Source organism: Flavobacterium sp., from assembly GCF_043779715.1.
Lineage (GTDB): Bacteria > Bacteroidota > Bacteroidia > Flavobacteriales > Flavobacteriaceae > Flavobacterium.
Genome location: NZ_JAYWDT010000179.1, coordinates 1 through 3,184 on the forward strand (window position 1 = coordinate 1; position 3,184 = coordinate 3,184).

At 30.8% G+C, this 3,184-nt stretch carries 3 protein-coding genes; all 3 read left to right on the forward strand.

Annotated features, from left to right (window positions below):
- Positions 1 to 653: response regulator (locus tag ACH2BG_RS08735; RefSeq protein WP_395047309.1), on the forward strand; the 653-nt coding region annotated here is incomplete at its 5' end.
- Positions 654 to 662: 9 nt separating this feature from the next.
- Positions 663 to 1,097: a response regulator gene (locus tag ACH2BG_RS08740; RefSeq protein WP_395047310.1), complete on the forward strand. Its 435-nt coding sequence runs from the start codon at positions 663 to 665 to the stop codon at positions 1,095 to 1,097.
- Positions 1,098 to 1,196: 99 nt separating this feature from the next.
- Positions 1,197 to 3,184 (forward strand): cation-translocating P-type ATPase (locus ACH2BG_RS08745; protein ID WP_395047311.1); only part of this gene is annotated, 1,988 nt, incomplete at its 3' end.

A 3,184-nucleotide genomic window follows, 5' to 3' on the forward strand; every position in this document is an offset into this window, starting at 1 on the left:
AATTAGCAATTGAAAAGTTAAAAAACAATCCATACGATATTGTTTTAATGGATCTTCAAATGCCAGTGATGAACGGATTTCAAACTACCGATTACATAAGAAATACCCTAAAATCTGATATTTCAATTATTGCTTTAACAGCAGATGTAACGACTGTAGATTTGTTAAAATGTATAGCTTTAGGAATGAATGATTACATTTCCAAACCAGTAGATGAAAAAAAGTTATACAACAAAATAGTAAGTCTAATAAAAAATCCAAACCAAAAAATAAAATATGATTTTCAAGAAAAAAGTGAACAGCAAGTTTTAAAACACATCGATATTGATGCAGTAAATAAGATTTCCAATTCAAATCCTAAATTGACCTCAGATATGATAAATATTTATTTGAAGCAGACACCAACATTGGTAATTGCAATGAAGGAAAGTCTAGAAAAAAAAGATTGGAGTTTACTAAAAGCTGCCGTTCACAAAATGATTCCTTCATTTTCTATAATGATTAAGAAAGAGGAAGCTGAAAGTATTGCCAAAAAAATTCAAGATAAGAATGAGCCAATAGATTTTAACGGAGAACTAAATAATTTGGTTCTAAAACTGGGAAGTATTTGCACATTGGCTTGCAATGAGATAGAAGTAAAATTAAAAAAATAAAAGCGGATAATGGAAAACCACAAAAAACCAAAACTTTTTTTAGTAGATGACGATGAATTTTTTCTAAAATCATTGGAAACTATGTTTTTAAACGAAGGTGATTTTGAAATAGAAACATATGCTACTGGCGAACTTTGCCTTAAAAATTTGTATAAAAAACCCGATGTAGTCATTTTAGATTATCACCTTGATGGTATTGATAAAAATGCTATGAATGGATTGGATGTTTTGGATAAAATAAAAATTTCAAATGTAGAAATTCCAGTAATATTTCTTTCATCTCAAGATAAAATTGAAGTAGCAGTAAGCTGTTTGCACCACAAAGCTTTTGATTATGTGGTAAAAAGTGAAACTGCTTTTGTAAGACTAAAAATAATTATTTCGGTAATTTTAAAATTTCAAAAAATTGAAAAAAGACTCGATTGGTACAGAGAAAAACGATAGTTTTATCAAATAATTATACAAATTTTCATATAATTATATAAACTACAACTACAGATTTATACTCAAATTTGTTGCATATTCTTTTTAAATAAAGTACTGATGTCAACAAACAATTTCGATATAAAAGGATTAAAAGATGAAGAAGTGATTTTTTCAAGAAAAAATCACGGAGAAAATGTGGTTGTTTACAAACATGAAAATCATATACTTAAGGCGATTTTAAAGTTTTTTAAAGACCCGATGGTTTTACTTTTATTAGTTGCATCGATAGTTTATTTTTTTAGTGGAAAAACATCTGATGCATTATTTTTGCTTTCTGCAATTGTTTTGATTTCTGCTATTTCATCCTATCAAAATGCGAGAAGTCGTAACGCATTATCCAAACTAAAAGATTTTACAAAACCAAAATGCAAAGTTATTCGTAACGGAAAAACTATTGAAATTAAAACCGAAGAATTAGTAATTGGTGATAGTTTACTGGTTGAGGAAGGAAGTTCCATTGCAGCTGATGGAGCCATAATTCATTCCAACGATTTTTCAGTAAACGAAGCGATTTTAACTGGTGAATCAATGTCGGTCATCAAAGACAAATCATCCAAAGAAAACAAAATTTTTCAAGGAACAACAGTTGCAAGCGGATTGGTAATAGCAATTGTTACAGCTATTGGTGGAAAAACCCAATTAGGAATTATAGGCGAAAGTCTCGAAAGTATTAAAGAAGAAAAAACGCCTTTAGAAATCCAAATTGGAAGTTTTGTAATGAAAATGGCAATTGCTGGTGGTATTGTTTTTCTGATTGTCTGGGGTATTAATTATTATCATTCGTATAATTTATTTGACAGTTTACTCAAAGCATTAACCTTGGCAATGAGTATTTTGCCAGAAGAAATCCCTATTTCATTCACCACATTTATGGCACTTGGCGCTTGGCGAATGATGAAAAAAGGAATCATTGTCAAGCAAATGAAAACGGTTGAAACATTGGGAAGTGCCACAGTAATTTGTATTGATAAAACCGGAACCATTACAGAAAATACGATGAGTTTGGCGAAAATATTTACGCTAAAATCTCAAAAAATTTCTGATTTAGAATCTGATTTATCTGATGATGAAAAGGAATTAATTTCATTATCAATGTGGGCAAGCGAATCCATTCCGTTTGATCCTATGGAAGTCGCATTGCACGAAACCTATTCTAAAGTCATCAAAGAAGACCAACGTTCGCATTTTAAAATGGTGCACGAATATCCATTATCTGGAAAACCACCCATGATGACGCACATTTTCGAAAATAAAATCGGAAATCAAATTATTGCTGCCAAAGGTGGAGCAGAAGCAATAATGGCAATTTCTAAACTTTCAGTTAAAGAAAAAAAAGCAATACTAGAAGCCATAAAATCATTATCAATTGAAGGTTATCGGATTTTAGGTGTTGGTGAAGCAACATTTGAAGGCAAAAATTATCCAAAAACACAACAAGAATTCAAACTAAAATTCAAAGGATTATTAGCATTTTATGATCCACCAAAAAAGAACATTCACTTAGTATTGCAACATTTTTACAAAGCCGGAATTGCTGTAAAAATTATAACTGGAGACAATGCCGAAACAACTTCATCCATTGCCAAACAAATAGGATTTGTTGGTTATGAAAATAGTATTTCTGGTGAAGATTTGATGAAATTATCCGATAAGGAATTCAAAAAGAAAGTTTCAGAAATCAATTTATTTACCAGAATGTTTCCCGAAGCCAAACTCAGAATCATCAACGCATTAAAATCCAATAAAGAAATCGTAGCCATGACTGGCGATGGTGTCAATGATGGACCAGCTTTAAAAGCTGCACATATTGGAATCGCCATGGGCAAAAAAGGAACTGAAATTGCCAAACAAGCTGCATCTCTAATTATTATAAACGACGATTTAGACAAAATGGTTTACGCCATTTCTATGGGAAGAAAAATTTATGCCAACCTTAAAAAAGCCATTCAATTTATCATTTCTATTCATATTCCAATAATTCTCACCGTGTTTATTCCTTTGGCATTGGGTTGGATGTATCCCAATATTTTTTCACCAATTCATGT